This is a genomic window from Paenibacillus sp. P13VS (genome assembly GCF_015143645.1).
Classification (GTDB): domain Bacteria; phylum Bacillota; class Bacilli; order Paenibacillales; family Paenibacillaceae; genus Paenibacillus; species Paenibacillus xylanilyticus_A.
The window spans coordinates 431,044-454,585 of sequence record NZ_WYEV01000005.1 but is presented as its reverse complement, the minus strand read 5'-3'; the positions used below and the strand labels follow the sequence as shown (position 1 = coordinate 454,585).

Below are 23,542 nucleotides of genomic sequence, written 5' to 3'. Positions count from 1 at the left end.
TTTAGAAATAGAAAAGGGTTGAATAACGCCATTCTGTATGGTGGAACAGGTGAAAGGATTAACCATATGGTTATTTCACCAGTTTAATGGGTAAAGCTTTACGTATATAACGCTGAGGGAGGTACAACATGAGAACATCGCTTACCAAGGCACTCGGGACAATGCTGCTGTGTGGAATTATGGCTGTGCTCTTATCCTCTTGTACAAGTGGGGAGAGCGCAAACGGCAAAGTGCAGGTCGAATTTTTCCAGAACAAACCCGAAGCCAAAGCAACGTTTGACGAACTGATCAAAACTTTTAATGCGGAGCATTCCGATATACAGGTCACTCAGGTGAATCCGCCGGATGCGGAGACCGTGTTGAAGACCCGCGTCGTGAAGAACGATGTGCCTGACATTATGGCCATGGGTGCAACCGATACATATTCGATACTGGCCCAAAGTGAAATTTTTGCCGATCTGACGGACAGCTCGCTGACCAAGACGATTGATCCGAATTACATACAAATGCTGAAGGATGTCACGGGTATGGAGGAAGTGACCGGTATTCCTTACGCAACTAATGCAAACGGCATCATGTACAACAAAACGTTGTTTAAGGAAATGGGACTGGAAGTTCCCAAGACATGGGACGAGCTGATTGCTACCGCCAAAAAGATCAAGGATGCGGGCAAGATTCCGTTTTACTTCACCTATAAGGATGACTGGCAGACCAATCTCCCGTTCAATGCACTTGGACCCAACCTGGTCGGTATTGATTTCTATCTCGAGCGTCGTGAGAACAAGGTGACCTTCAAGGAGAAATACCGCGAGGTGGCGGAAAAGCAGCTTGAACTGATGAATTACGGTCATGGCGATAACTTCGGTAAGGCCTATTCCGACGGTAACCGGGCTTTTGCCAACGGCGAAGCATTCATGTATATCCAGGGAACCTGGGCGATCTCCGAGATTCGCAAAGCCAACCCGAATGTGGATATCGGCTTCTTCCCGTTCCCGACCGGAAATGATCCAAGTGAGATCAAACTGGTGAACGGCATCGACTCCCTGTTTACGATCGCGGCGGATACGCCAAACCGGGAACAGGCTGAGACGTTTATCGCATTCCTGCTGGAATCCGAAAACATCGGGAAATACATTGAAGAGCAAACGTTATTTGCAGCCGTCGAAGGTGTGGAGCAGGACGACCCTGCAGTGCAGGAGCTGACGCCTTATATCGAGCAGGGCAAGGTTATTGATTTTGCCGATCACTACATTCCGGCTGCGGTGCAGCTGAATTCTATCGTACAGTCCTTTTTGCAGAACAAAGACATCGACAACTATCTGGATACACTCGACAAAGAATGGGACAAGGTAGCGAACCGGCGTTAAGCCTTGTCCGAAGGAGGATGGAGTATGAACAAACGTATGGCACCCTATTACTGGATGACGGTTCCGGCGGTGGTATTGTTCTTCGTGTTTATGACGCTGCCGGCTCTCCAGGGGATTTATTATTCCTTTACGAACTATAACGGGTTTGGGAAAAGCTATGATTTCGTTGGTTTCAAAAACTATTTCAACCTGTTTCAGGACGACAATGTAGGCAATGCTTACTGGTTTACATTCAAGTTTGCCATCGTGGTAACTATTCTGACCAATATTCTGAGCCTGCTCATCGCACTCGGGCTGAATGCCAAGATCAAGTTCCGCAACTTTTTCCGCGGCATTTACTTCCTTCCGAACATCCTGAGTGTATTGATCGTGGGTTACATATTTAACTACCTGTTCTCCAACGTTTTTCCAATCTGGGGACAAAACCTGGGGATTAACGCCCTGTCGACCAACATTCTGGGTAGCGAAAGCCTGGCATGGATCGGGATCGTTATCGTAGCCGTATGGCAATCGGTAGCACTCAATACGATTCTGTATCTGGCCGGACTGCAAACAATACCAACAACGCTGTACGAGGCATCCAACCTCGACGGTGCAGGCAAATGGCGTGAATTCTGGAGCATTACCTTCCCGCTCATTGCCCCATTTTTCACCATCAATATGGTACTGGCTATGAAAAATTCCCTGATGGTCTTCGATCAGATCGTTGCCTTGACCAACGGTGGACCCGGCCGAGCAACACAGTCCATTTCTCACCTGATCTATACAGGTGGATTTGAAGGCGGCGAATATGCATATCAATCTGCGAACTCGGTTATTTACTTCATCGTTATTGCGGTGATTTCGATTCTGCAAATCCGGTTCCTGCAAAGAAGGGAGATGGATCTGTAATGAGAAGCCGTACACGTACAAACTGGCTCGTTATGCTGCTCGTTATTCTGGGCACATTATTCATCCTATTTCCGCTCTATATGACAGTTACGATCGCGTTGAAAAATCCGGAGCAAATGGCTCAGTCAGTATTTGCCTTCCCGACCCAATTGCACTGGGAGAACTTCGCAAGCGCCATCGACATGACGAACTTCTTCCAATCGTTCCGTAACAGTGCTGTCGTTACTGCATCTACCGTCATTTTGACGCTCCTTAGTAACTCCATGGTGGCATACGCTATCGCGCGCAATATGGAGAAACGCAAGTTTTTCAAAGGGCTGTACTATTACTTCGTCAGTGCGATGTTCATTCCGTTTCCAATCATCATGCTGCCGATTGTCAAACTGACATCTTCACTGGAGATGACGAACCTGCTTGGCTTGACCTTATTACATACGGTGTATGGACTCGCCTTTAACGTCTTCGTGTATGTCGGATATATCCGGTCCATTCCGGTGGCACTGGAGGAGGCCGCTTTTGTGGATGGAGCAACAACCTGGGGCACATTCTGGAAAATCATTTTCCCGCTCATGGCACCAATCAGTGCTACGGTTGGTATTCTGACATGTCTGTCCACCTACAATGACTTCCTGCTGCCGCTCATCATTATCAGTGATCCGGCACAGTACACACTGCCGCTGGTGCAATACGTCTTCCAGGGTCAGTTCAATACCGACTTCAACCTGGCGTTTGCATCCTACCTGCTGGCCTTGCTGCCGATGATTATCATCTATCTGTTTGCTCAGAAGTGGATCATTAATGGGGTAACCCAAGGTTCTGTAAAATAAAGGGATGTGAATATAGAGGGGTGGACCTAAGAGTCCTCCTCTCTTTTTTTTTATTCCAAGGACGCACTCCGAACGTTTCAAACGGATTGATTAACCCGGGAAACTGTGCTATTTTTTATTCGTTAGTTTAATCGTTAAACAAAGAGAGCGAGTGTTGTATCTTGCAAGCGCTTTAATTGAATAAGTGAATGAAACCAGCATCGGTGTACTCAATCTCAAGAGCAAGGGAGTAGGATGGTGGTTTTTTTACATGCAGAAAGGAGAATGGACGGAGTTGCAGAGGAAATCAGGGCGCTATAACTCGCTTCGCAATCAGATTTTCGTCGGTTTCGTCATGGTGATGCTCATTGTTCTGCTGCTCGCAGGTGTAACAGCCTATGACCGGGTGGCAGCATTGCTGAAGAGCAATGCCGAGAAACATATCCATCAGACCGCAGTGCAGGCCAGTGGTCGGTTGGACGCGCTCATTGCACAGGTGAACTCCCTGACGGCCCAGGTCGCGGATGATTCGTATGTGCAGCGTCTGCTCAGTGACGAGAAGCATGGTAAACCGGCCACCTTTAATCAACGTCAAGCACTATTGCAGATTGCAGGCAGCTATCAATCTTTTATTAACGGGGCGCAAAGTATGGAGATTTACACAACCGGATACAACCGTATATTCCCGATGGATGACCGATCCCTGGATCTCCGGGTGGAGCGCAGCTGGATCACCCAAGCGGATGAAGCCAAAGGCAGATTAGTGTGGGCAGGCTCTGACCCTGAAGACCCGGGTGTACTTCTCGCCATTCGGCGAATCAACCTGCTGGAGCATTCCTTTGAACATGGGGGCTATGTTGTGGTGCGGATGCAGCGCAGTTTTTTTCAACTGAATGACTCGAATGAGGCAGAGGGTTCGCAGGATTCCATCCTGCTGCTGGACGGTGATGGTGAAGTGGTGACATCCAATCTGCAGATTAACCTTGATCCCAAGGCCATTTTGGACAGCGGGTCCGTCGTTCAGAATGGAGAGGAATCCTATATCGTTGTTCGCCATAAGTCCGAGCTGACGGGATGGACACTTGCTGTGCTGACACCGCTAGGAGAAACAACCGAAGGGGTATCGATCCTGAGAACGGCACTGCTCGTTTCGGGAATCATTGGTGTGGGGCTGTTTCTTGTGATGTCCTTTTTCCTGTCCACCATGATCACACGTCCGTTGATTCGGCTGATGCGGGCCATGCGCGGGGCACAGCCCGGAGCGATGAGGCCGAATCTGATGGTCAGCTCCACCATGGAGATCAACGAGTTGAATGAGGTGTATAACCAGATGGTGTACAGGCAGAACGAATTGACACGTGTGGTGCACGAGAAGGAAGTCATGCAGTCCCGGGCCGAGCTGAAGGCGCTGCAATCCCAGATTAATCCGCATTTTCTGTTTAACACCCTGGAGGCATTCTATTGGTCTTTGGAGGAAAAGGGTGAAGAGGAGCTGGCGCTTAGGGTTATTGCCATGTCCCGGTTATTTCGCTACATCATCCCGGGTCCTCATCAGGATGAATGGGTCACGATCTCGGACGAACTGGAGCATGCGGAGCGGTATTTAAACATTATGCAGATGCGGCTGGGCGAGAGAATGCAGTGGGAGATCAGGCTGAGCGAGGAAGTGCGCAGCGTGCCTATCCCCAAGCTGCTAATCCAGCCATTGGTGGAAAACGCGATCCTGCACGGGATTGAAAATACGTTAAAGCCGGGCAAGGTGGAGATTCGTGTTGAACCTTCCCCCGTTGAAGGTCGTGTACGCGTCAAGGTCCAGGATAATGGGCCGGGCATGGATGAGGAACGTCTGCTATCCATTGTTCAAGCTCTGGACGGCGGTCCTGCTGCGTCCAGCAAGGGAACGGGAGTGGGGCTGATCAATGTGCATCGCCGGCTGAAAGTCTACTTTGGCAGCCAACTGGGCGAAGCAGCCCAACTTGTGGTGGAGAGCGAAGTAGGGAGAGGCACCATCATATGTTTTGAAATTCCGAGGGAAACGGGGGCTGCACATGATTCATGAGAAAACCATTCTGATTGTGGATGACGAGCCGCGTACAAGAGAAGGCATACGCAAAACCCTTGAGGCCTGGTCTACTGGGCGAAACCGGATTCAGACTGCAGCAAGCGGTGTTGAAGCCAGGGACTGGCTCGCCAGCCAGCCTGCAGATCTGCTGATCACCGATGTTCGCATGCCGGAGTTCTCGGGTTTGTCGCTGGTGGAGGCCATTCAGCATTTTCCGAGTAAGCCAGCTGTCCTGATTATGTCGGGGTATGCGGACTTTGATTATGTCCACCAGGCGATCAAGCTCGGTGTGGTCGATTATCTGCTCAAGCCGATTGACAAAGAGCAGCTGCTGCAAACGGTACAGAAGGCACTGCACGTCCATGAACAGCAGCGGCGCATCCAAACGATACAGGAGATGGTTGATCCGAAGCTGTTCGAGGTCAAGGAGCGAAGAGAACAGCAGGGCAATACCCCGATTGGCGAGGCTTTGGCATACATTGAGGCACATCTGGGTGAACCGATGACCATGCGTGAGCTTGCCGATTCGCTGCATCTGAACTCCAGTTATTTCAGCGTGCTGTTCAAGGAGCAGGTGGGGTTGAATTTCAGTGAGTACCTCATGCGTAAGCGGGTACAGCGGGCCAAGGAATTGCTGGTGCAAACAACGATGCCCATCTCGGAGATCGCGGAGAGCGTTGGGTATCAGACCGATAAATATTTTATCAAAGTCTTCAAAAGCCTGGAGGGGCTCAGTCCAAGCAAATACCGTCATGCCGTAAATGAAAAAAGTTAACAAGTCCACCTTAAAATAGTGGAGTTTTACCAAATCGTCCTGACCTTATAGTGTGATGATGCCCGTGCTACAATTTCGTTAAAGCGGTTACATTAACCGAAAAACCACTATTGGGGGCTGGAATTATGAGCAAAAAAACGCTGGCAATGCTTCTGTCATGGACGCTGGTTCTCGCTGTCATTTTGTCGGGGTGCAGCAGCACGGGTTCCGGTGGAGGCAGCGAATCCGGCAGTAATGGCAGTGGAGAGAGCGGTACCACAGACGGAAAGGTCACACTGAAATTTATGCATCTCTGGCCGGCCGGAAGTTCTGCACAGCAGAACAAGCTGGTCAACGATATTATCCAGCAGTATCAGACGGACAATCCAAATGTGACGATCAAGCAGGAAGTGCTGGAGAATGAGCAATACAAGAACAAACTGAAGATTCTGTCCGCATCCAATGAACTTCCCGATGTTGGGGTAACTTGGGCCGCAGGCTTCCTGGAGCCTTATGTAAAGGGCAATCTGTTTGCGCCGCTCGATGAACTGCTGAATGGATCCCTTGGTGAGAAGTTTATCGCCGGAACGACCGAGGCTTACGCGGTAGACAGCAAAACCTATGCGCTCCCGATTGAGCTGAATATATCCCCCATTTATTACAACAAAGCGATCTTTGCCAAATATAATTTGCAGCCGCCAGCCACATACGATGAATTCCTGAATGTGCTGAAGACGCTGACCGAGAACGGCGAAGTGCCAATTGCACTCGGGAATAAAGACCGCTGGACCGGTTCACTCTGGTATATGTATCTGGCGAATCGTGTAGGCGGGGATGCGCTGGAGAAAGCGATTAGTGGATCAGGCAAGTTTGAAGATCCTGCCCTGCCACAGGCTGCGGCAGAAGTGCAGAAGCTTGTCGATATGAACGCATTCAACAAGGGCTTTAACGGGTTATCCAATGACGAAGGCAAATCCGAATTCATGAATGAAAAAGCAGCGATGTATCTGATGGGAACGTGGGAACTGCCGAACTTTACTACGAACCCGGATATTCCGCAGGAATTCAAGGATAAGGTTGGATTTTTCAAATTTCCGACGATTGACGGCGGCAAAGGAGACATCAACAGCTGGGTAGGCGGACCGGGCGTAGGCTTGTTTGTGGCCCAGAACTCCAAAGTGAAGGAAGAAGCGCAGAAGTTTGTGCAGTATTTCGTGGAAAAATGGGGTGAAAGCTCCGTGACCGAAGCCGGGGTCATTCCGGCAACCAAAGTTGATACGGCGGCAGTACAGCTGCCACAGCTCTATATCGATCTGCTGAACGAGTTGAATCAGGCAAGCAGCCTGACACTCTTTGCAGATGTACAGATGAAACCGGCTGCTGCTCAGGTGCATCTGGACATGATTCAGGCATTGTTTGGCAAAGCGGTCACCCCTGAGGACTTTGTGAAAAATCATCAGGCTGCAATTGATAAAGGCAACTGATGTACACCTCACCTACACCATTTGAAGGTTAGAACGTTTGAAGGGAGGATCACGTCTTGGACAAAGTCATGTCGAACCGTCTGGTTGCTGCGCTGTATGTGCTGCCTGCGCTGCTTCTGCTGCTGGTTCTGGTCTATATCCCGATTGTGCTCACCGGATATTACGGTTTGATGCAATGGGATGGGATTGGGGCGATGACGTTTATTGGTTTGGATAACTACACCAGATTGCTTCAGGACAGTACGTTCTGGCAGAGCGCCAATCATACGTTTTTGCTCGCCTTGTTCTCTGCGCTGAGCCTGATTGGTTATCTGATGATTGCACTGGTGCTGTCAGGCAAGATCAAAGGCGCGAATCTGTTTCGCAAAATATATCTGATTCCGATGCTGCTGTCTTCCGTTGCGATCGCTCAGCTATGGCTGAAAATCTATCATCCCAGCAACGGTGTGCTGAACACCTTCCTGGAAGCGATCGGATTCAGCAATCCGCCGGCCTGGCTGGCGGAGCCATCGCTCGTGCTGTATGCACTGTTCGTGCCGATTCTGTGGCAGTATGCAGGCTTCTATATTTTGATCTATTATGCTGCGCTGAAAAACATCCCGGAATCTCTGGTCGAGGCTGCCCGAATTGATGGTGCGAATCCGTGGCAGATTGCCTTTCGGATCAAGCTGCCACTCATCACGGAAGTCATCAAGGTAACCGTGGTGCTCGCCGTGGTGGGCTCGCTCAAGTATTTTGACCTCATCTATGTGATGACCGATGGGGGCCCTAATGGCTCCAGTGAAGTTATGGCCTCCTATATGTATCGTCAGGCTTTCCGAAGCTTCGACTTTGGGTACGGCAGTGCTGTAGGGTTTTTCCTGCTGTTGATCTGTCTGGTGGTCACATGGCTGCTCCGCAAGGCGACGGCTTCCAAAGATACGATCGAGTATTCCTGACGTGAACGTAAAATGAAAGGAGGTCTATCCTGGTGAAGACGGATACGGCTGTTCGGCTGCCCGTACATCCGGAGACAGGCCAAGGCTCAGCATGGTTAAGAAGGTTTGGATATGTGCTGCTGTATGTGCTCTTGTCTCTGGTGGCTGTGCTTCAGATATTGCCCTTGATCTGGCTGCTGTTATTCTCGCTCAAGAATAATCAGGAAGTATTCGACATGGCTCCTTTTGCCCTCCCGGCTACGCCGCGTTGGGAGAACTATGTCAAGGTATGGACGGAAGGCAATATCAGCTTATACTTTTTCAACAGTGTATGGATTACGGTGGTTTCTGTGGTGTTCACGGTTCTGTTTGCCAGTCTCGTCACGTTTGCCATCACACGGATGCGCTGGAAGGGACGTTCACTGGTGCTGGGGCTGTTCATGGTAGGTCTGATGATCCCGGTGCACTCCACACTGATCCCACTGTTCAGCCTGTTCCTGAAGCTGAATCTCACAGACCATCCGTTATCGGTCATTCTGTCTTACATTGCATTTAATATGCCGATCACAATTATGATCCTGCTTGGATTCTATTATTCACTTCCGAGAGAGGTCGAGGAGGCCGCGGTGATGGACGGTTGCTCCGTCAACCGGATCTTCTTCCGCATTGTACTGCCGATGACCGCTTCCGTAATTGCGACAACGGCCATCATTAACATGATCTATGACTGGAACGAATTTATTTTCGTCAATACCTTCATTAGCTCGGATGCGTATAAAACGCTGACGGTTGGTGTACAGAACTTTATTGGTCAGTATACCACCGATTGGGGTGCCATTGGGGCTACGCTGATGATCAGCATCCTGCCGATCCTGATTGCTTTTCTGGTGCTAAGTGAACGGATTGTTGAAGGGATCGCAGCCGGTTCGGTCAAAGGATAATGGTCCGGTAATAGGTCCAGTAATGCCCTTCTATTAGACGCATTGTCTGCGTTTAATAGAAGGGTTTTGTGATGTCTCGGCATGTCTACAGAGCAATGTGGCAGTGACTGCAAGACAGGTTTTATGAAACAAATAAATGCCTATTTCTTACATTTCAAAATTCTTTCAATTATTTTCGCAAAACTACTGCATTTTCAAATTACCTGTGCTAACATACCCTATGAAATCAAGCCCACGTTAGAAAGGTGAGAAAATGACAGCAATATCCTCGACCAAAGAGTCCCTCCGTTCAGATGCCAAGGATCTGAAGCTGATTCGGCTGACCTGGCCGATTTTCCTGGAACTCTTCTTGTTTATGTTGATGGGGAGCGTAGATACGCTCATGCTTAGTTCGGTATCGGATAATGCAGTCTCCGGGGTGGGCGCAGCCAACCAGATTATCTCGATTGCCATTCTTGTACTCGAAGTCATCGGACATGGTGCTGCGATTGTCGTAGCCCAATATATAGGTTCCAAAAAACTGAGTGAAGCAGCACAGGTTACAGGGAATGCGATTACGCTGAACCTTATGGTTGGGCTGATCCTGAGTGTTATTTTTCTGGTGTTTGGTGGACATTTACTGACACTTCTGAATATTCAAGGCGAAATCTATGATTACGCCCGTTCGTATATAAGCATTGTCGGAGGCGGGATTTTCCTGCAGGCACTCATCAATGCGCTGGCTGCAACCATTCGTACACACGGGTATACCAAGGAAACGATGTACGTATCCGTGTTTATGAACGTCATCCACGTGATTGGTAACTATGCCCTGATCTTTGGACATTTCGGCCTGCCCAAGCTGGGTGTGGAAGGGGCAGCGATCTCGACGGTGGGAAGCCGTTTCATCTGCCTGCTGATCTTCTTCTGGCTGTTGTACCGTGTGAGTGAGGTTCGGGTCGAATTCGGTTATTACATTAAATTGTCCAAGAATTTTATCGGCAAAATTCTGCGTATCGGCATTCCGTCTGCGATGGAATCCATGGTGTATCATTCCTGCCAACTCATATTTACGTTGTACGTGACCTATCTTGGTGCGGAAGCCATGGCAACCAAGCAATATGCAGGCAATATCTCCAGCTATATTTATCTGTTCAGCATGGCGATCGGCATGGGAACATCCATCATTGTCGGTCGTCTCGTGGGGGCACGCCGCAAAGATGAGGCATACAAACGGGTATTCGACAGTGTAAAATGGGCCCTTCTGGCCACCGTTATTATTGACGTGATCATTATTATCTTCCGCGTACCATTAATGAGCATCTTTACGGAAAACCCGGAGATTATTAAGCTGGGCGCGCAGGTACTCCTGCTTAGTCTGTTGCTTGAAACCGGGCGTACCTGCAATATTGTCATTATCGGTTCCCTGCGTGCGGCAGGGGATGCCAAGTTCCCGGTATATATGGGGCTGATCTCGATGGTATGCATGAGCCTGCCTCTCGGATATCTGCTGGTGTTCCAGCTTGATCTGGGTCTGGCAGGTGTATGGCTTGCCATTGCAGCAGACGAATGGACACGTGCGGTCATTATGTACTTCCGCTGGAAGAGCCGGGCGTGGGAGAAACATGAACTGGTGGAGCATGATGAGGACGAGGTTGGTGCAGAGCCAGTCCCGGCAGTCTGATTCGTTTTCCACTATTGGATATACAGCTCTCAAGAAAAGAGTCGGTCAAGGACATCGTTGTCCCTGATCCGGCTCTTCTTTTTATATTTTCCGCAAAAATGATCAAAACGGCTGCTTGGCGAACACGTATAGTAAGGATATGGAAGGGGGTTAATCTCCACTTGAGCCGTTATCAGGAGATGATTCAGCACAGCTTGTTCTATATTGAGGCACATTTGCATGAGGAGATCGGACTGGAAGAGGTGGCGTCAGAGGCTTTGTTATCGCCGTATCACTATCACCGGGTATTCCGGGATGAGGTGGGCATGACCGTTATCGATTACATTCGTCATCGCCGGATGAGCTTGGCTTCGACCGCGCTGCGCTCCACGGATGCAGGCATTTTGGATATTTCTCTTGCCTGCGGCTTTGAAAGTCAGGAAGCATTCACCCGGGCCTTTCGCAAAATGTATGGCATGCCGCCCGGTCGTTTTCGCAAGGTATTTGATCTGAAACTATTTACCGGAAAAACCAGAGGAGGAGAAGTACAGATGAATTCTGCAACTGCAATCAAAGGCTGGATGTTAACCGGAAGCCACCCGCAAAATTATGAAATGGGCATTGATCCTGCCGAAGTCCATCATGGGAAGGCCTCGGGGTATCTGAAGGCTGTAACACCCATGGAGCCGAATGAGTTTGCCACGATGATGCAGCAATTTCGTGCAGACAAGTATGTAGGGAAACGAATGAAGCTGTCCGGCTTTGTCAAAACCGATCGTGTGGACGCATTCTGCGGATTATGGATGCGAGTGGATAATCATGTCCAGGACGTGCTGCAGTTTGATAATATGCATGACAGGCCGATTACGGGAACACAGCCCTGGAATCAATACAGCATTGTGCTGGATGTTCCCGCAGAGAGCGCAGTCATCTCGTTTGGCGTGATCCTGAACGGTAAGGGCAAGGTCTGGGTGGACAGCTTCCGCTTCGAGGAAGTGGATCTGAATACACCCTTAACCCATATGGAGACAGAAGTTGAGATGTCGGACGAGCCGATGAACTTGTCGTTTGAAGAATAGTTTGATCGTTCGCATGCTTGTAAACTTAACATGGTAAAAGACGAAGGCCGATCCGTTTCCAGGTGAGGTCTTTTTGCCTTGTACGGGTATAAAAAAAGTGGAGCGAAGTCCAAGCTTAGAGAATACGGCTTGTTTTATAAATCATATCGTCCTCCATGGATTATCCGGCCAGACCTTGTTAACATAGATCCAGGAATAAAGAACTTAAGAATCTATAAAGAGGATGAATCCGATGACTAAAAAAGTGCTTGTGGTCGATGACGAGTCAAGCATCGTCAGTGCCATTGCTTATGCGCTCCGGCGCGAAGGATATGAAGTAGAGACAGCAAATGATGGCGAGGAGGCACTGGTCAAGGTGGCGTCATTCCATCCGCAAGTCATGATTCTGGATGTCATGATGCCAAGGCTCGATGGATACGGCGTATGCCGCAGACTGGAGGACCGTGAGGATATCGGCATTATTTTGCTGACCGTGAAAAATGACATCGTGGACAAAATCGTTGGCCTGGAGATGGGTGCCGATGATTACATGACCAAGCCGTTCGAGATTCGCGAGCTGCTCGCCCGGGTGAAGGCGCTTATGCGCCGGGTGGAGAAGAGCAGTCCACCGCCAGACGAGCAGAAGAATCAGGCCATCGTTAATGGAGACTTGCGCATTCATGTGGCTCACCGGACGGTGACAGTGAAGGAAGAAAAGCTGGAACTGACGCCCAAGGAGTTCGACCTGCTCACGATCCTGATGTCCAATCCGGAGCGGGTGTACACCCGTGATGATCTGCTGGATCGGGTGTGGGGCATGGAATACGCAGGAGGCACACGCACAGTGGATATACATATTCAGCGTCTGCGCAAAAAAATCGGTGATACGGATCAGCAAAAGCTGCAGACGGTGTACGGTATTGGCTATAAGGCATCAGCTCCTGAACCGGGCGGTTCGGCATGAGGGTCAGCATCAAGCTGAAATTCAGCGTGTTTCTGGCGGCATTGCTCATCTTGACCGTTGTGGTGCTCAGTTCCCTCGTCCTGCGAGGGATTGAACGCAACCAGCAGTCACAGATCGAGGGCATTCTGTCGCAGCAGACGCGTCTGGTCAATCTGAATGTGCGTCAGGCCTACTATACGGAAGCCATACGGCTGGAGACGGATGCCTTTTTGAAGCAAAATGGACGCAGGCTGGCCCAGGAACTGGCGAACTCGACAGGTCTGCCCATTGCGCTCTATGACATGAATGGGACACAGGTAGGCTCGTCCATTACACCGGGTGAGAGTCTGGAGATCCAGGAGACGCTGAACTATGCTCTGCAAAATAAAATCGCCTACCGTGAACAGGGGGACACGCTGCTCTATGCGGCACCGCTGGATGGTCCGGATGGCCAGATGGGTGCGATATGGATGCAGTACTCGGTCCAGAGCTACCATGAGTTCTATGCACGCATTTTACAGTTGTTCCTATGGGCGGGAATTGCCGTCGTGGTATTGAGCTTTATTCTCGGGTACCTGTTCTATAATCGGTTCGCGGTTGCGATCACCAAGCTGAAGAAATCAGCGGATTCCATTCGGGAAGGCGAGTATATCACCGAATCTCCTGTTAAACGCAAAGATGAACTGGGCGAACTGGGGCAAGGCATTTATTACATGAGCACGTCCATTCAGCAAAATATTACAGACATGCATGCAGAGCAGCAGAAGCTCCAGCTGGCGATTGAGAAGTTGCAGGCACTGGAGCAGCAGCAGAAACAATACATCGGCAACATCAGCCATGAATTCAAAACGCCACTAACCTCTATCAAGGCCTATGTGGAACTGCTCGATATGTATCGGGATGACCCTCAGCTGCTGGAGGATGCCTCCAGCAACATTGGCAAGGAAACGGAACGGTTATATGAGATGGTCGAGAAGGTGCTGCATTTATCGGCATTGGAGAAATATGATTTTGAGAACCAGGCGGAGGATGTGGAGGTTGGTGCGCTGCTGGAGGACGCATGCGGACGCATGCGAGGCAAAGCTGAAAAGTTTGCGCTTCAAATGGAGCTGGACATTCAGCCTGCCGTTATCCGTAGCGATCGGGAAAGCCTTATGCATATCTTCATCAATCTGCTCGATAATGCAATCAAGTATAATGTGCCTGGCGGTGTCATTCGCGTACAGAGCGAGCAGCGGCCACAGACGCGTGAAGCGGTGATTCGCATTTTCAACTCGGGTCTGCCGATTCCGGAAGAGGCAAGAGAGAAGATATTTGAACCTTTTTATACAGTCAACAAGGACCGGGCGAGAAGGACGGGTGGAACCGGACTAGGTCTGTCACTCGTGAAGCAATTTGTAGAGAGACAGGGCGGAACGATCACCCTGCTGCAGGGTGACCTGAAGAATGAGGAAGGAACAACGTTCCAGCTTGTTCTCCCGCTCGCCAATTCAAGTTTACAAGTTGGAAACAAGTTTGAATAACTTTGGAAGTATGGTATGTGTATGCTTGGTCTATAGCATAGAAAGCAGGGGGGACCATGATGAATTGGAAACAGGCGGCACTCAGTACATTGGGAGCGTTAGCTCTGTTGTCTGCAGCAGCTTGCGGGGGGACGACGGAGCCGGGAGGCAACACACAAAGTGGGAAAACGGGCACGGATATCACGGTAAAAGACAATACCAATACATCGGTGTATCAGAGCTTCAAACTCGAGAAAATTGATAAATTGCCCAATATGCGCGGCGTGGCCTGGCTAAGTGATGACTGGATCGTATCGGACAAAGAGAACACATCGATGAAACCCGTCACGGTTGAGGGCCAGGAGAGATATCCGCATAACTTATATATGTACGATCTGTCGAAAGGAACTGATACACCGCTCAAGGAGAGCGAAGTCAGCTTGAGCTCGCCGATTGTCTCACCAGATGGGCAGTACCTGTTCTACCGGGAGCCGGAGGAATCGACAGGCAAAGGTTTCTTTCTGAATTTGCACAACGGGGAGTCGGTGAATGCGGGTGAGGAAGATGGTTTCGTTCAGGAAGGCGCATGGCTGGATAATGAGCATGTTGTCTTTCCGAATATGAAGGGAGACCTCGTCTCAGCCAGTATTGATGGAACAACCAAGGTGTTGGTGGAGACCGGCAACTTCAACGTGCGCAGCGTCAGGGTTTCGGGCAGTATGATCTACTATATTACCGGTGAAGACGGACAATTGAATGCCTATGATACAACTACAGGTGACGTGAAGCAGGTATTGAAGAGCGTGGAGTGGGTCATTCCATCCAATGATGGAACCAGGCTGGCCATTGTGAAAAAAACAGCGGATACGAAACGGGCGCTGGTGCTTACCGATCTGGAAGGCAACGAGAAGGCGACGCTCGCCAGGGGCACCCAGATCTTCGGGACCAGTTGGTCCGGGGATGATTCCAAGATCGCGTACACGATTAACTCGGAGAGTGATGATGAGAAGGGGCTGTTCGTCTCCAATACGGAATCAGCAGAGCAATTCCAGATCTCGGCCGATATGGACGACATCTCCGATCCACTCGACTGGAGCCCGGAGGGCAACAAGATTCTGCTGTCTCAAGCAGTTTTGCAGAATGAATCGTATCACTTTGTCACTTCGGTTATTACGATTTCGGAGTAATTAAACCCAAAGAGCCTGTTCCCCAGTGGGATTCAGGCTTTTTCTTATGTAATTGTACTTTTTGAAAAGGTGGAAGTGGGCTGTTCCTTACGGAGAAGCCTCGGTATATAAAATAACGGATAGATCAACAAGTAGAGGTTAGGAACCCACCAGCCCCAATCGAGCTCTCCACGAAATGACCAGAACGCAATCGCTTGGAGCCCGACATGACCTCAAAACTAATTAGATAAAAAATACCCATAAGTACTGCGAGCCCGGTTTTCTTTGTGTCAAGAAGAGGACTTCTTTAATGCTGCGGTAAGTTATACTGAAGAGACGAGAAGTGAAGGGGGAAGTGTGCCATGGATGAAAAGGACTGCCGTTTACTGCTAAGCGTATCTGAAGAGAGCAGTCTGACCCGTGCTGCGGAGCGCATGTTTATGACTCAGCCGGCCTTGACTTACCGATTGCAGCAGCTGGAAAAAGAGTTTGGCGTACCGCTCATCGACAAGACGTTGAAGGGGGCCAAATTTACACCGGAAGGTGAACATCTAGCGATCTATGCCCGGAAAATGCTGCGTGACCTCCACCTGGTCAAAGAGCAGCTCTCGAATATTCGCAATGAAGTCAAGGGAACGCTGCGCCTGGGGATCGCCAATCATTACTCCTTGTATAAGCTCCCGCCTTTATTAAAACAATTTCAGGAGCAGTATCCAGAAGTGAAGTTTGCCGTTACCTGCGCACTAAGTGTTGAGGTTATTGAATTGCTGACACGTGATGAAATTCAAGTGGGCGTGATCCGGGGAGATCATTCCTGGTATGATTGCAAACATTTGCTGCACGATGAAGCGGTCTGTATTGTCTCCCGGGATCCCATTCATCTGGATGAACTCCCCGAGCTTCCGCAGATTGCCTTCCAGGAACCTGTAACCAAAGCAGGTGGAACGGCTACAACTCCGTTTCGTGAGGCGGTAGCCTCCTGGTGGTATGAACGTTATGACCGCTCACCTACGGTGGCGATGCGGGTGGACAGCTATGAGACCTGCAAGGAAATGGTGCGGTATGGCCTTGGTTATGCAATTATTCCGGGCATCTTCGTTACAGATGCGGACGGGCTTCACCAGCAGGAGCTCATTCGTCTTGACGGTCAGGGCGTGAGACGTAATACATGGCTGGTTTATAAAAAAAGTGTGCTGCAGCAAGCTACAGCAGAGCGCTTTATCGGTTTGATGAGATCGGATAGGACTCAGGCTGATACGTGTATAGATAATATTTAAAACTCAGGTGGAAAGTGCATGATATATATATGCATAATTATTCGGGTGGATGTGGGGTTGAACGGCGTCTCTTGCAGGTTGGCATGATATGGGGATTACGTAAGTTCTGGTTTTAAAGGGATATGGATACGGCTGGATTGCTCATCAAACAGCTCCATATGGATGTTGAAATATTCCGTCTACGCTTACACATCATGATATCCATATGTAAATAATCCAGGCCCATAAAATTTTTTATGGGTCTTTCCTTAATTTTTTTGAATTTACTAATGGCATGGCCACACATACAATATATGAAAATCACACTGTATATTTATTCAGTAGAATTGAATATATCATATGTTGTTCGGAGAAAGGTGGTAAGCATTCATGAATCATGACCATGCTCATATGAAGCAGAACATCAAGGACATTGTGGATCAGCTGGACCCTCAGCTGCGGGAGCTGTCCCTTCGTATTCATGCCAATCCTGAGCTTAGTTTCGGGGAAGTTCAAGCACAGCAGTGGTTAACAGAACCACTTGAAGCGGCCGGATTTCAGGTAGAAAAGGGGATTTCCGGACTTCCGACTTCGTTTCGAGCTGTATGGGAAGGCCAAGCAGATGGGCCTACCATCGCTCTGCTGGCCGAATATGATGCTTTGCCTCGTATTGGACATGCCTGCGGACATAATCTGATCGGCACTTCGGCAGTAGGTGCCGCCATGGCTCTTAAGAAGGCTTTTCCTGAACTGCCTGGGCGAATCATTGTTCTTGGTACTCCAGCGGAGGAAGAGGGCGGCGGCAAGATTATCATGGCAAATGATGGTGTATTTGACGGGATCGATGCTGTCATGATGTGCCATCCGCAGCAAAAAACGATGGTACTTCGGGGAGCGCTGGCTTGTGTGGACGCAACCTTTACGTTTCATGGCAAACAGGCCCATGCAGCTTCTTCTCCCGAAAAGGGAATCAGTGCGCTGGATGCACTGGTAAATGCCTATGCGGGCATTAACTCGCTTCGCCCCTATTTGAAGGATGACGTCCGGGTAAACGGGATTATCACCAAGGGTGGAGATGCACCAAACGTTGTGCCTGAGCTGGCAGAGGCGGTGTACATTATCCGGGCCAAAACAGTTGAGGAACTGAAGACGGTTATGGATAAAGTGTACCGCGTCGTGCGTCATGCTGCCGAGGGAGTTGGTGCCACGGTGGATATTTCGGAAGGGCTGATCTATGCCGAGCGCAATAACAACAAGGCGCTGGCAAGCCTGTTTCAACAGAATCTGGAGGACATGGGCATTGAGGTGCATGATCCGCCGCAGACAGGTGGAGTGGGTTCATCGGATATTGGCAATGTGAGCCAGGTAACCGCAGCGATTCATCCATACATCCGGTTGGGAGATGCCACGACCCATACCCCTGAGTTTGCCCGGCTTGCCGGAGCGGAAGAAGGCATGATTGAGCTGAATCTTGCAGCCAAGGCGCTTGCACTGACAGCGTACGATCTGTATGCGGACAGAGCTGCTTTGCAGCAGGTGCGGAATGAATTTGAAGAGTGGAAACAACAGAAGGACGAGGGATGATCAATTGGAAAATATAACAAAACCACCACAACAACCACGCAAATGGTTTAAGATGCCGCATACCTTCGTCATCTTGTTTATTCTGGTATTGGTTGCTACCGTACTGACGTACATTATTCCCGCAGGGGAATTCGACCGGGTGAAGGATGAGGCCACAGGCAAATCTCTGCTCGTTCCGGGTTCATATCATCATGTGGAGGCCAATCCGACGAGCCTGTGGGATATTCCCAAATCTATCGTTCGCGGGCTGGTTGATTCCGCTGACGTCGTATTCTTTATTTTCATTATTGGCGGGGCATTTCAGATCATTACAAGCACGGGTACGATTGAGGCGCTGACAGGCCGGGTAGCGCGTTCGTTTGCCAACAAGGGATTGTGGGTCATTCCTGTGTTTATCACCTTATTCTCTGTTGGTGGGTTTACAATGGGCATGTCTACAGAGGTCATGGTTTTCGTACCTATTGGTATCGCTATTGCCCGGGCACTGGGATATGACGCACTTACCGGTACAGCGATGATCTCGCTGGGAGCCTCATGTGGTTTCACCGCTGGACTGCTGAATCCGTTCAATGTTGGCCTGGCCCAGGCCATTGCCGAAGTTCCGATTTTCTCCGGCATGTGGCTCCGTGCGATCATCCTGGTATGCTTGATTGCTATGACGAGTATCTATATCATGCGCTATGCTTCGCGGGTGAAATCTGACCCGACTCGAGGGCTGGTTCCCGAGCTTGAGATGGAGCAGGCAGCGGATGCACCAGCCGTGGATCTGAACAAGCTGCCAACCATTCGCATTACACATATCCTTACGATCATTACGATTGTTGCCGGGTTTGCCATGTTGATCTGGGGCGTATCGACGGAAGGCTGGTGGATGGAGGAGCTTGCGGCCCTTTTCCTGAGCATGGGCGTCATTTCCGGACTGGTTTCCGGGTTCGGACCGAGCCGAATTGCGAGTGAATTTGTTAAAGGGGCAAGTGGTATTGCGTACGGAGCGTTTATCATTGGTCTGGCCAGAGGTATTATGGTTGTTCTGGATCAGGGGAATGTTATCGATTCGGTTGTGTACGGAATGTCTACTGCAGTGAGTGAACTTCCGTCCTCAGTTCAAGTACTGGGCATGTACTTCTTCCAAAATATCATGAATGTCTTCATTACATCGGGTACAGGCATGGCGGTGACAACGATGCCGATCATGGTTCCGCTATCCGATCTGCTCGGCATTACCCGTCAGACTGCCGTGTTGGCATTCCAGTTCGGTGATGGTTTCACCAACATGATACTGCCAACATCCTCCGCGTTAATGGGCAGCCTCGCCGTATCGGGTATTCCGTATCAAAAGTGGGTTAAATTTTTCTGGCCTCTCATGGTAATGTGGATAGCACTGGGGATCATCTTCATGCTAATCGCGAGTGCCATTCAGTATTCCTGATAAAATAAAGAGCCTGTGTTCTGAGGCAGCTCCTCTCCAACTGTTTATACAGTTCAGATGGGCTACCGCCAGAACACAGGCTTTATTTATGGAACTTTAATTTGGCATACTCATCAGCAGCTTCACTGCTTCGGCACGCGTCGTGTTGTCTCTTGGCGCAAAGGTGTTCAATCCCTTACCATTCAACAGCCCGGACTGCTGTATTCCAGCAACCGCTGCTCTCGCCCATACAGGAATCTGTTCGTTATCGGCAAAGGTTGAGCTGGTTCCGGATTCTGCCTTCAATTGCAGGGCATTCGCTACCATCACGGCCATTTCTGCACGGGTTACGGCATCATTCGGACGGAAGGAACCGCTCGAGTCCCCCTGAATGAATCCGGCCTGCACGGCACGGGCTACGGCAGACTGTGCCCAGGCGCCTATGTTTGAGCGGTCGGTGAATGATAAAGGTGCTTCTGCATAATCGGTGTGCAGTGCATTCATCAGCATCACTGTGAACTCGGCACGAGTAACGGATGCATTTGGTTTAAACGATCCATCCACATATCCCTTCACGATGCCATCACTAACAGCCTGCTGAATGAGCTCTTCCGCCCAGTGACCGTTTATATCGTGTAATGTGACTTCTACTGGGGCGTTAGGCTGATCCACCGCGAATACAGCAAATTTGGTGAAATGATTTACGTCGACTTGGATCAGATTCCCATCCATAGAGGATTCTCCAGCAGAAAGCCATTTCTTATCTTGTTCATCAAAATAAAATAGTTCAGCCCGCTGATTGCTACGCAAGCTCGATCTGTCGAAGGCCATCTTCAAGGTTACGGGTTTGTCGAAATTCTGAGTCACATTCTTGAGTAGTTCATATACCGGGCTGAGCAGTTGGGTTTGGTTGGTCAGCAGATCGGAAGTACCTTCAACCGGGTCAATGGTGATCTTCAGCTCCTGATTCATTGCCCCGGCAGGGATCGTTAATGTGACGCCATTTCCCAAACTTACTTGACCGGCCTGCCCCGGTGCCAGCGTTAAACGTCCGTTTGTTGATGAGTTCGCCGAGCTGGATGACGAGGAATTATTGCTCGATCCGTTACTGTTCTGGCTGCCGGAACCACCGCTGTTATTGCCATTGCCGCCTGATGGTGGAGAAGGAATCACGTTCCATTTCGCATATAAAGTAAGCTCGGCGGTCATCTCCGTTTGATCAAAGTCGAACGGTGTCTTCAACTCAGCATCGACGTACCATCCACTAAACGTATAGCCTGAACGGCTTGGTGAAGCCGGAGCTGTGAGCTTACTCCCGTGCTCAACCGATACATCATCTACGGCAGATCCACCAAGAGTATCGAAGGAGATGGTGTACTTGTCAGCAGTCCATTTTGCATACAAGGTAAGATCGGTAGTTACAGGTGTGTTGTCAAAATCAAAAGCCTGACTCAAACCTGAATCGGTGAACCATCCAGCAAAAGTGTGCCCATCTTTGGTTGGATCATCCGGAGCTCCCGCCAATTCATTATATGGAATAGACTGGTCATCAACAGCCGTACCGCCGTTAGAGTCGAAGTTAACGGTGTAGGAATTAATCGACCATTTTGCATATAGGGTGATATCCCCGGTTACAGGTGTGTTGTCAAAATCAAAAGCCTGGCTCAAACCTGAGTCGGTGAACCATCCAGCAAAAGTGTGTCCCACTTTGGTTGGATCAGCCGGAGCTGCCGCCAATTCATTATATGGAATAGACTGGTCATCGACCGCCGTACCGCCGTTAGAGTTGAAGTTAACGGTGTAGGAGTTAATCGACCATTTTGCATACAGGGTAAGATCGCCAGTTACAGGGGTGTTGTCAAAGTCAAAAGCCTGACTTAAACCTGAATCGGTGAACCATCCAGCGAAGGTGTGTCCTGCTTTGGTTGGATCATCAGGTTTATTCGTTTTGTCTCCGTAATTCACGTTTTGTTCAGGGACCTCGGAACCGCCATTACTGTCAAAATGAATGGTCCGCGGCGCATGAAAGCTGAAACGAACGGTTGTTGTATTGTCTGCACGATCCGTGACAATCAATACATGTTCTCCTTCGGTCTGGACGGTATCTCCACTATTAAATGGGAAGCCACTCAACGTCGCTGTACCTTCATTAAAAGTGATGACTGGACTAATGGTATAGACGCCGTTTTGGGTAACGCCTGCAACAATAGGAGGATGAGTATCCACCGTAAAGTGAATCGTTGTTGTACCAATGCTATTGGTGACTTCCAGAGTGTAATCTCCATCTGCCGTGACTGTAGTGCCACTTGTAAATGGAGCACCATTTAGCAGCGCGGTTCCACTGTTAAATCTAGGTGTGACCGCTTGGTTATACATTCCGCCTTCAGTTACGTTGCTAATAACTGGAGCTGTAGTTTGCTCAATCGTCAGGGTAACTGCCACAGGTATACTTTCACCCCATTCGTTATAAGCACTATAAGTGAAACTGTCAGTTCCAACATAATCAGTCATCGGAGTATACGTAAACGAGCCGTTAGAATTCATGACGACTAATCCGTGCATCGGCCCACTTCTCAATATAGCGGTAGAAGCTGCTCTATCGTTGGATAACACGCTGGTGCTGAAATAATCAAAGGGGTGTTTTGGTTAGTAATATAGTTGTCTTCAATGGCTTCCGGGAGCTCCCCGCCTTCTAAGGTCGGGAAAACACCTGTGTTAGCAACATAATAAACCAAAGCAGACTGGCTGCTGTTGAGATTAGGTACATTAAAATTAACCTGACCATCCCCCCCGAATTTGGTGCCGAGTAGACTAAATAAGACCTGATTTTGGTTGATGGGCAGTGTTAATCCGTTTGCCGGTATCCAGCGGTTTGTCGGGAGGCTAACCAGCATGGGAATGATCTCGCCTATATACTCGTTACCTGTTCCATTCTCGGCCTTTAGCGTGGGATCAGTAGAAATGGCATAGAAAATGATATCGTTCATTTTAGGCATGTTAGGAAGTTTAAATGTGGTACTCCCATCTCCGCCATACGTCGTGCCGATCATCTCATATAAACCGCTGTATGTGGAATTGGAGACCTCTTGACCATTGGTAGCTAGAAATCCTGGTGGGGTAAACCTGTATGGAAAAATGCGAACCTCTCCGAGAACGGATGGCACCGCACTATAGATGCTCTCATCACGAGAAGGATATATCCCGTTTATGGCTATGTAATAGCCCATGCCGTCAGGTGCAGAGCCTGATAGATTGGGTAAGGAAAAGGTTGTTCTTCCATCTCCGCCAAAATTAAGCCCGAGGAGAGAGTAAAGAGCGGTATTTTGAGTGACTGACATTGATTGCCCTCTAGCTGGCATCCAGCCCCGAGGTATTGCGCTGTAGGGAAATAATCGGATCTCCCCAAGGTAAGGCTCTGCTCCCGCTGCCTGTGCCCGTTCGAAAATACCGGAGTTATTCCACAGACCACTCAGCCCAATCAGGAATACCAACCAGATGATACTTACTTTCTTCAATAAAGGTAAACTCACAATCTCATCCCCATTTTCCTCATAAATAAGTTCACGTTATGCTTATCCCCATCCACTGCACTTTCGTGATTTACAGTGGTAAGCCATATAATGATGAGCATAGTGTACTGGATACGAAGGCAAAAATGAATATGATTTTAATTCAAATTTGAAATAAATTTTGATATCTTCCAGAGACACCTCAATTATGGTTGAAATGTTCCATAACTTTCATCCCTTTCTATACATTTA

General features: G+C 49.4%; 18 protein-coding genes and 1 pseudogene. 16 read left to right on the top strand and 3 right to left on the bottom strand.

The annotated features are described in order from the left end of the window. The first annotated feature begins 179 nt into the window (after positions 1–179). The 13 genes from GUA98_RS15760 (at position 180) to GUA98_RS15700 (ending at position 15,554) form a co-directional block, all read left to right on the top strand. Positions 180–1,367 carry an ABC transporter substrate-binding protein gene (locus tag GUA98_RS15760; protein WP_415753034.1) on the top strand — a complete coding sequence of 396 codons (1,188 nt, stop codon included), beginning with the start codon at positions 180–182 and terminating at the stop codon, positions 1,365–1,367. 24 nt (positions 1,368–1,391) lie between these two features. Beyond that, positions 1,392–2,258 carry a carbohydrate ABC transporter permease gene (locus tag GUA98_RS15755; protein WP_095290884.1) on the top strand — a complete coding sequence of 289 codons (867 nt, stop codon included), beginning with the start codon at positions 1,392–1,394 and terminating at the stop codon, positions 2,256–2,258. Continuing rightward, positions 2,258–3,085 carry a carbohydrate ABC transporter permease gene (locus GUA98_RS15750; RefSeq protein ID WP_095290886.1) on the top strand — a complete coding sequence of 276 codons (828 nt, stop codon included), beginning with the start codon at positions 2,258–2,260 and terminating at the stop codon, positions 3,083–3,085. Before GUA98_RS15755 ends, GUA98_RS15750 begins: the two co-directional genes overlap by 1 nt. Positions 3,086–3,359: 274 nt before the next feature. Continuing rightward, a complete protein-coding gene (locus GUA98_RS15745; RefSeq protein ID WP_227779687.1) occupies positions 3,360–5,123 on the top strand; it encodes a sensor histidine kinase in 1,764 nt (587 codons plus the stop codon). Continuing rightward, the gene (locus tag GUA98_RS15740) at positions 5,113–5,901 is read left to right on the top strand and encodes a response regulator (protein ID WP_095360151.1); all 789 of its coding nucleotides are present in this window, start codon (positions 5,113–5,115) and stop codon (positions 5,899–5,901) included. Before GUA98_RS15745 ends, GUA98_RS15740 begins: the two co-directional genes overlap by 11 nt. Positions 5,902–6,026: 125 nt before the next feature. Further along, complete coding sequence (locus GUA98_RS15735; protein ID WP_193723672.1) at positions 6,027–7,364, top strand: extracellular solute-binding protein; 1,338 nt, start codon at positions 6,027–6,029, stop codon at positions 7,362–7,364. Positions 7,365–7,420: 56 nt separating this feature from the next. Beyond that, entirely contained in the window at positions 7,421–8,302 is an 882-nt protein-coding gene (locus GUA98_RS15730; protein WP_153980334.1) for a carbohydrate ABC transporter permease, read from the top strand. A 56-nt stretch (positions 8,303–8,358) separates the two neighbouring features. Then, entirely contained in the window at positions 8,359–9,222 is an 864-nt protein-coding gene (locus GUA98_RS15725; protein ID WP_110758790.1) for a carbohydrate ABC transporter permease, read from the top strand. A 253-nt stretch (positions 9,223–9,475) separates the two neighbouring features. Next, the gene (locus GUA98_RS15720; RefSeq protein ID WP_095290892.1) at positions 9,476–10,885 is read left to right on the top strand and encodes an MATE family efflux transporter; all 1,410 of its coding nucleotides are present in this window, start codon (positions 9,476–9,478) and stop codon (positions 10,883–10,885) included. Between the two features lie 161 nt (positions 10,886–11,046). After that, entirely contained in the window at positions 11,047–11,943 is an 897-nt protein-coding gene (locus GUA98_RS15715; protein WP_415753028.1) for a helix-turn-helix transcriptional regulator, read from the top strand. A 232-nt stretch (positions 11,944–12,175) separates the two neighbouring features. Next, positions 12,176–12,886 carry a response regulator transcription factor gene (locus tag GUA98_RS15710; RefSeq protein ID WP_193723671.1) on the top strand — a complete coding sequence of 237 codons (711 nt, stop codon included), beginning with the start codon at positions 12,176–12,178 and terminating at the stop codon, positions 12,884–12,886. Then, on the top strand, positions 12,883–14,388 hold the full coding sequence (locus GUA98_RS15705; protein WP_153980332.1) for a sensor histidine kinase: 1,506 nt from the start codon (positions 12,883–12,885) through the stop codon (positions 14,386–14,388). The genes GUA98_RS15710 and GUA98_RS15705 overlap by 4 nt, the downstream gene beginning before the upstream one ends. A 59-nt stretch (positions 14,389–14,447) precedes the next feature. Beyond that, positions 14,448–15,554 (top strand): DUF5050 domain-containing protein, encoded by a 1,107-nt coding sequence (locus tag GUA98_RS15700; RefSeq protein ID WP_193723670.1) that lies wholly within the window; start codon positions 14,448–14,450, stop codon positions 15,552–15,554. A 44-nt stretch (positions 15,555–15,598) separates the two neighbouring features. Here the strand turns inward: GUA98_RS15700 and GUA98_RS15695 are convergent. After that, a pseudogene (locus GUA98_RS15695) lies at positions 15,599–15,776 on the bottom strand (DUF5360 family protein); the annotation flags it as partial. A gap of 119 nt (positions 15,777–15,895) precedes the next feature. On the opposite strand from GUA98_RS15695, the gene GUA98_RS15690 reads away from it, so the two are divergent. From GUA98_RS15690 to GUA98_RS15680, 3 genes are all read left to right on the top strand, one after another. Continuing rightward, positions 15,896–16,810 (top strand): LysR family transcriptional regulator, encoded by a 915-nt coding sequence (locus tag GUA98_RS15690; RefSeq protein ID WP_193723669.1) that lies wholly within the window; start codon positions 15,896–15,898, stop codon positions 16,808–16,810. 369 nt (positions 16,811–17,179) lie between these two features. Next, positions 17,180–18,373 (top strand): M20 family metallopeptidase, encoded by a 1,194-nt coding sequence (locus GUA98_RS15685; RefSeq protein WP_193723668.1) that lies wholly within the window; start codon positions 17,180–17,182, stop codon positions 18,371–18,373. 4 nt (positions 18,374–18,377) lie between these two features. Next, positions 18,378–19,802, top strand: coding sequence for a YfcC family protein (locus GUA98_RS15680; RefSeq protein ID WP_227779686.1), 1,425 nt, complete (start codon positions 18,378–18,380; stop codon positions 19,800–19,802). A gap of 96 nt (positions 19,803–19,898) precedes the next feature. Here GUA98_RS15680 and GUA98_RS15675 read toward each other — a convergent pair whose 3' ends face one another. Then, positions 19,899–22,343: an InlB B-repeat-containing protein gene (locus tag GUA98_RS15675; RefSeq protein ID WP_265333594.1), complete on the bottom strand. Its 2,445-nt coding sequence runs from the start codon at positions 22,341–22,343 to the stop codon at positions 19,899–19,901. Between the two features lie 11 nt (positions 22,344–22,354). Next, positions 22,355–23,296, bottom strand: a complete 942-nt coding sequence (locus GUA98_RS15670) for a tail fiber protein (RefSeq protein WP_227779685.1) — start codon at positions 23,294–23,296, stop codon at positions 22,355–22,357. Between the last annotated feature and the right edge of the window lie 246 nt (positions 23,297–23,542).

What these genes read in the sequence shown, in the direction of transcription:
- GUA98_RS15700 (WP_193723670.1), top strand. Translation starts at nt 14,448, where the DNA reads ATGAATTGGAAACAGGCGGCACTCAGTACATTGGGAGCGTTAGCTCTG.
- GUA98_RS15685 (WP_193723668.1), top strand. Translation starts at nt 17,180, where the DNA reads ATGAATCATGACCATGCTCATATGAAGCAGAACATCAAGGACATTGTG.
- GUA98_RS15690 (WP_193723669.1), top strand. Translation starts at nt 15,896, where the DNA reads ATGGATGAAAAGGACTGCCGTTTACTGCTAAGCGTATCTGAAGAGAGC.
- GUA98_RS15760 (WP_415753034.1), top strand. Translation starts at nt 180, where the DNA reads ATGGCTGTGCTCTTATCCTCTTGTACAAGTGGGGAGAGCGCAAACGGC.
- GUA98_RS15740 (WP_095360151.1), top strand. Translation starts at nt 5,113, where the DNA reads ATGATTCATGAGAAAACCATTCTGATTGTGGATGACGAGCCGCGTACA.
- GUA98_RS15710 (WP_193723671.1), top strand. Translation starts at nt 12,176, where the DNA reads ATGACTAAAAAAGTGCTTGTGGTCGATGACGAGTCAAGCATCGTCAGT.
- GUA98_RS15705 (WP_153980332.1), top strand. Translation starts at nt 12,883, where the DNA reads ATGAGGGTCAGCATCAAGCTGAAATTCAGCGTGTTTCTGGCGGCATTG.
- GUA98_RS15735 (WP_193723672.1), top strand. Translation starts at nt 6,027, where the DNA reads ATGAGCAAAAAAACGCTGGCAATGCTTCTGTCATGGACGCTGGTTCTC.
- GUA98_RS15720 (WP_095290892.1), top strand. Translation starts at nt 9,476, where the DNA reads ATGACAGCAATATCCTCGACCAAAGAGTCCCTCCGTTCAGATGCCAAG.
- GUA98_RS15755 (WP_095290884.1), top strand. Translation starts at nt 1,392, where the DNA reads ATGAACAAACGTATGGCACCCTATTACTGGATGACGGTTCCGGCGGTG.
- GUA98_RS15750 (WP_095290886.1), top strand. Translation starts at nt 2,258, where the DNA reads ATGAGAAGCCGTACACGTACAAACTGGCTCGTTATGCTGCTCGTTATT.
- GUA98_RS15675 (WP_265333594.1), bottom strand. Translation starts at nt 22,343, where the DNA reads ATGCACGGATTAGTCGTCATGAATTCTAACGGCTCGTTTACGTATACT.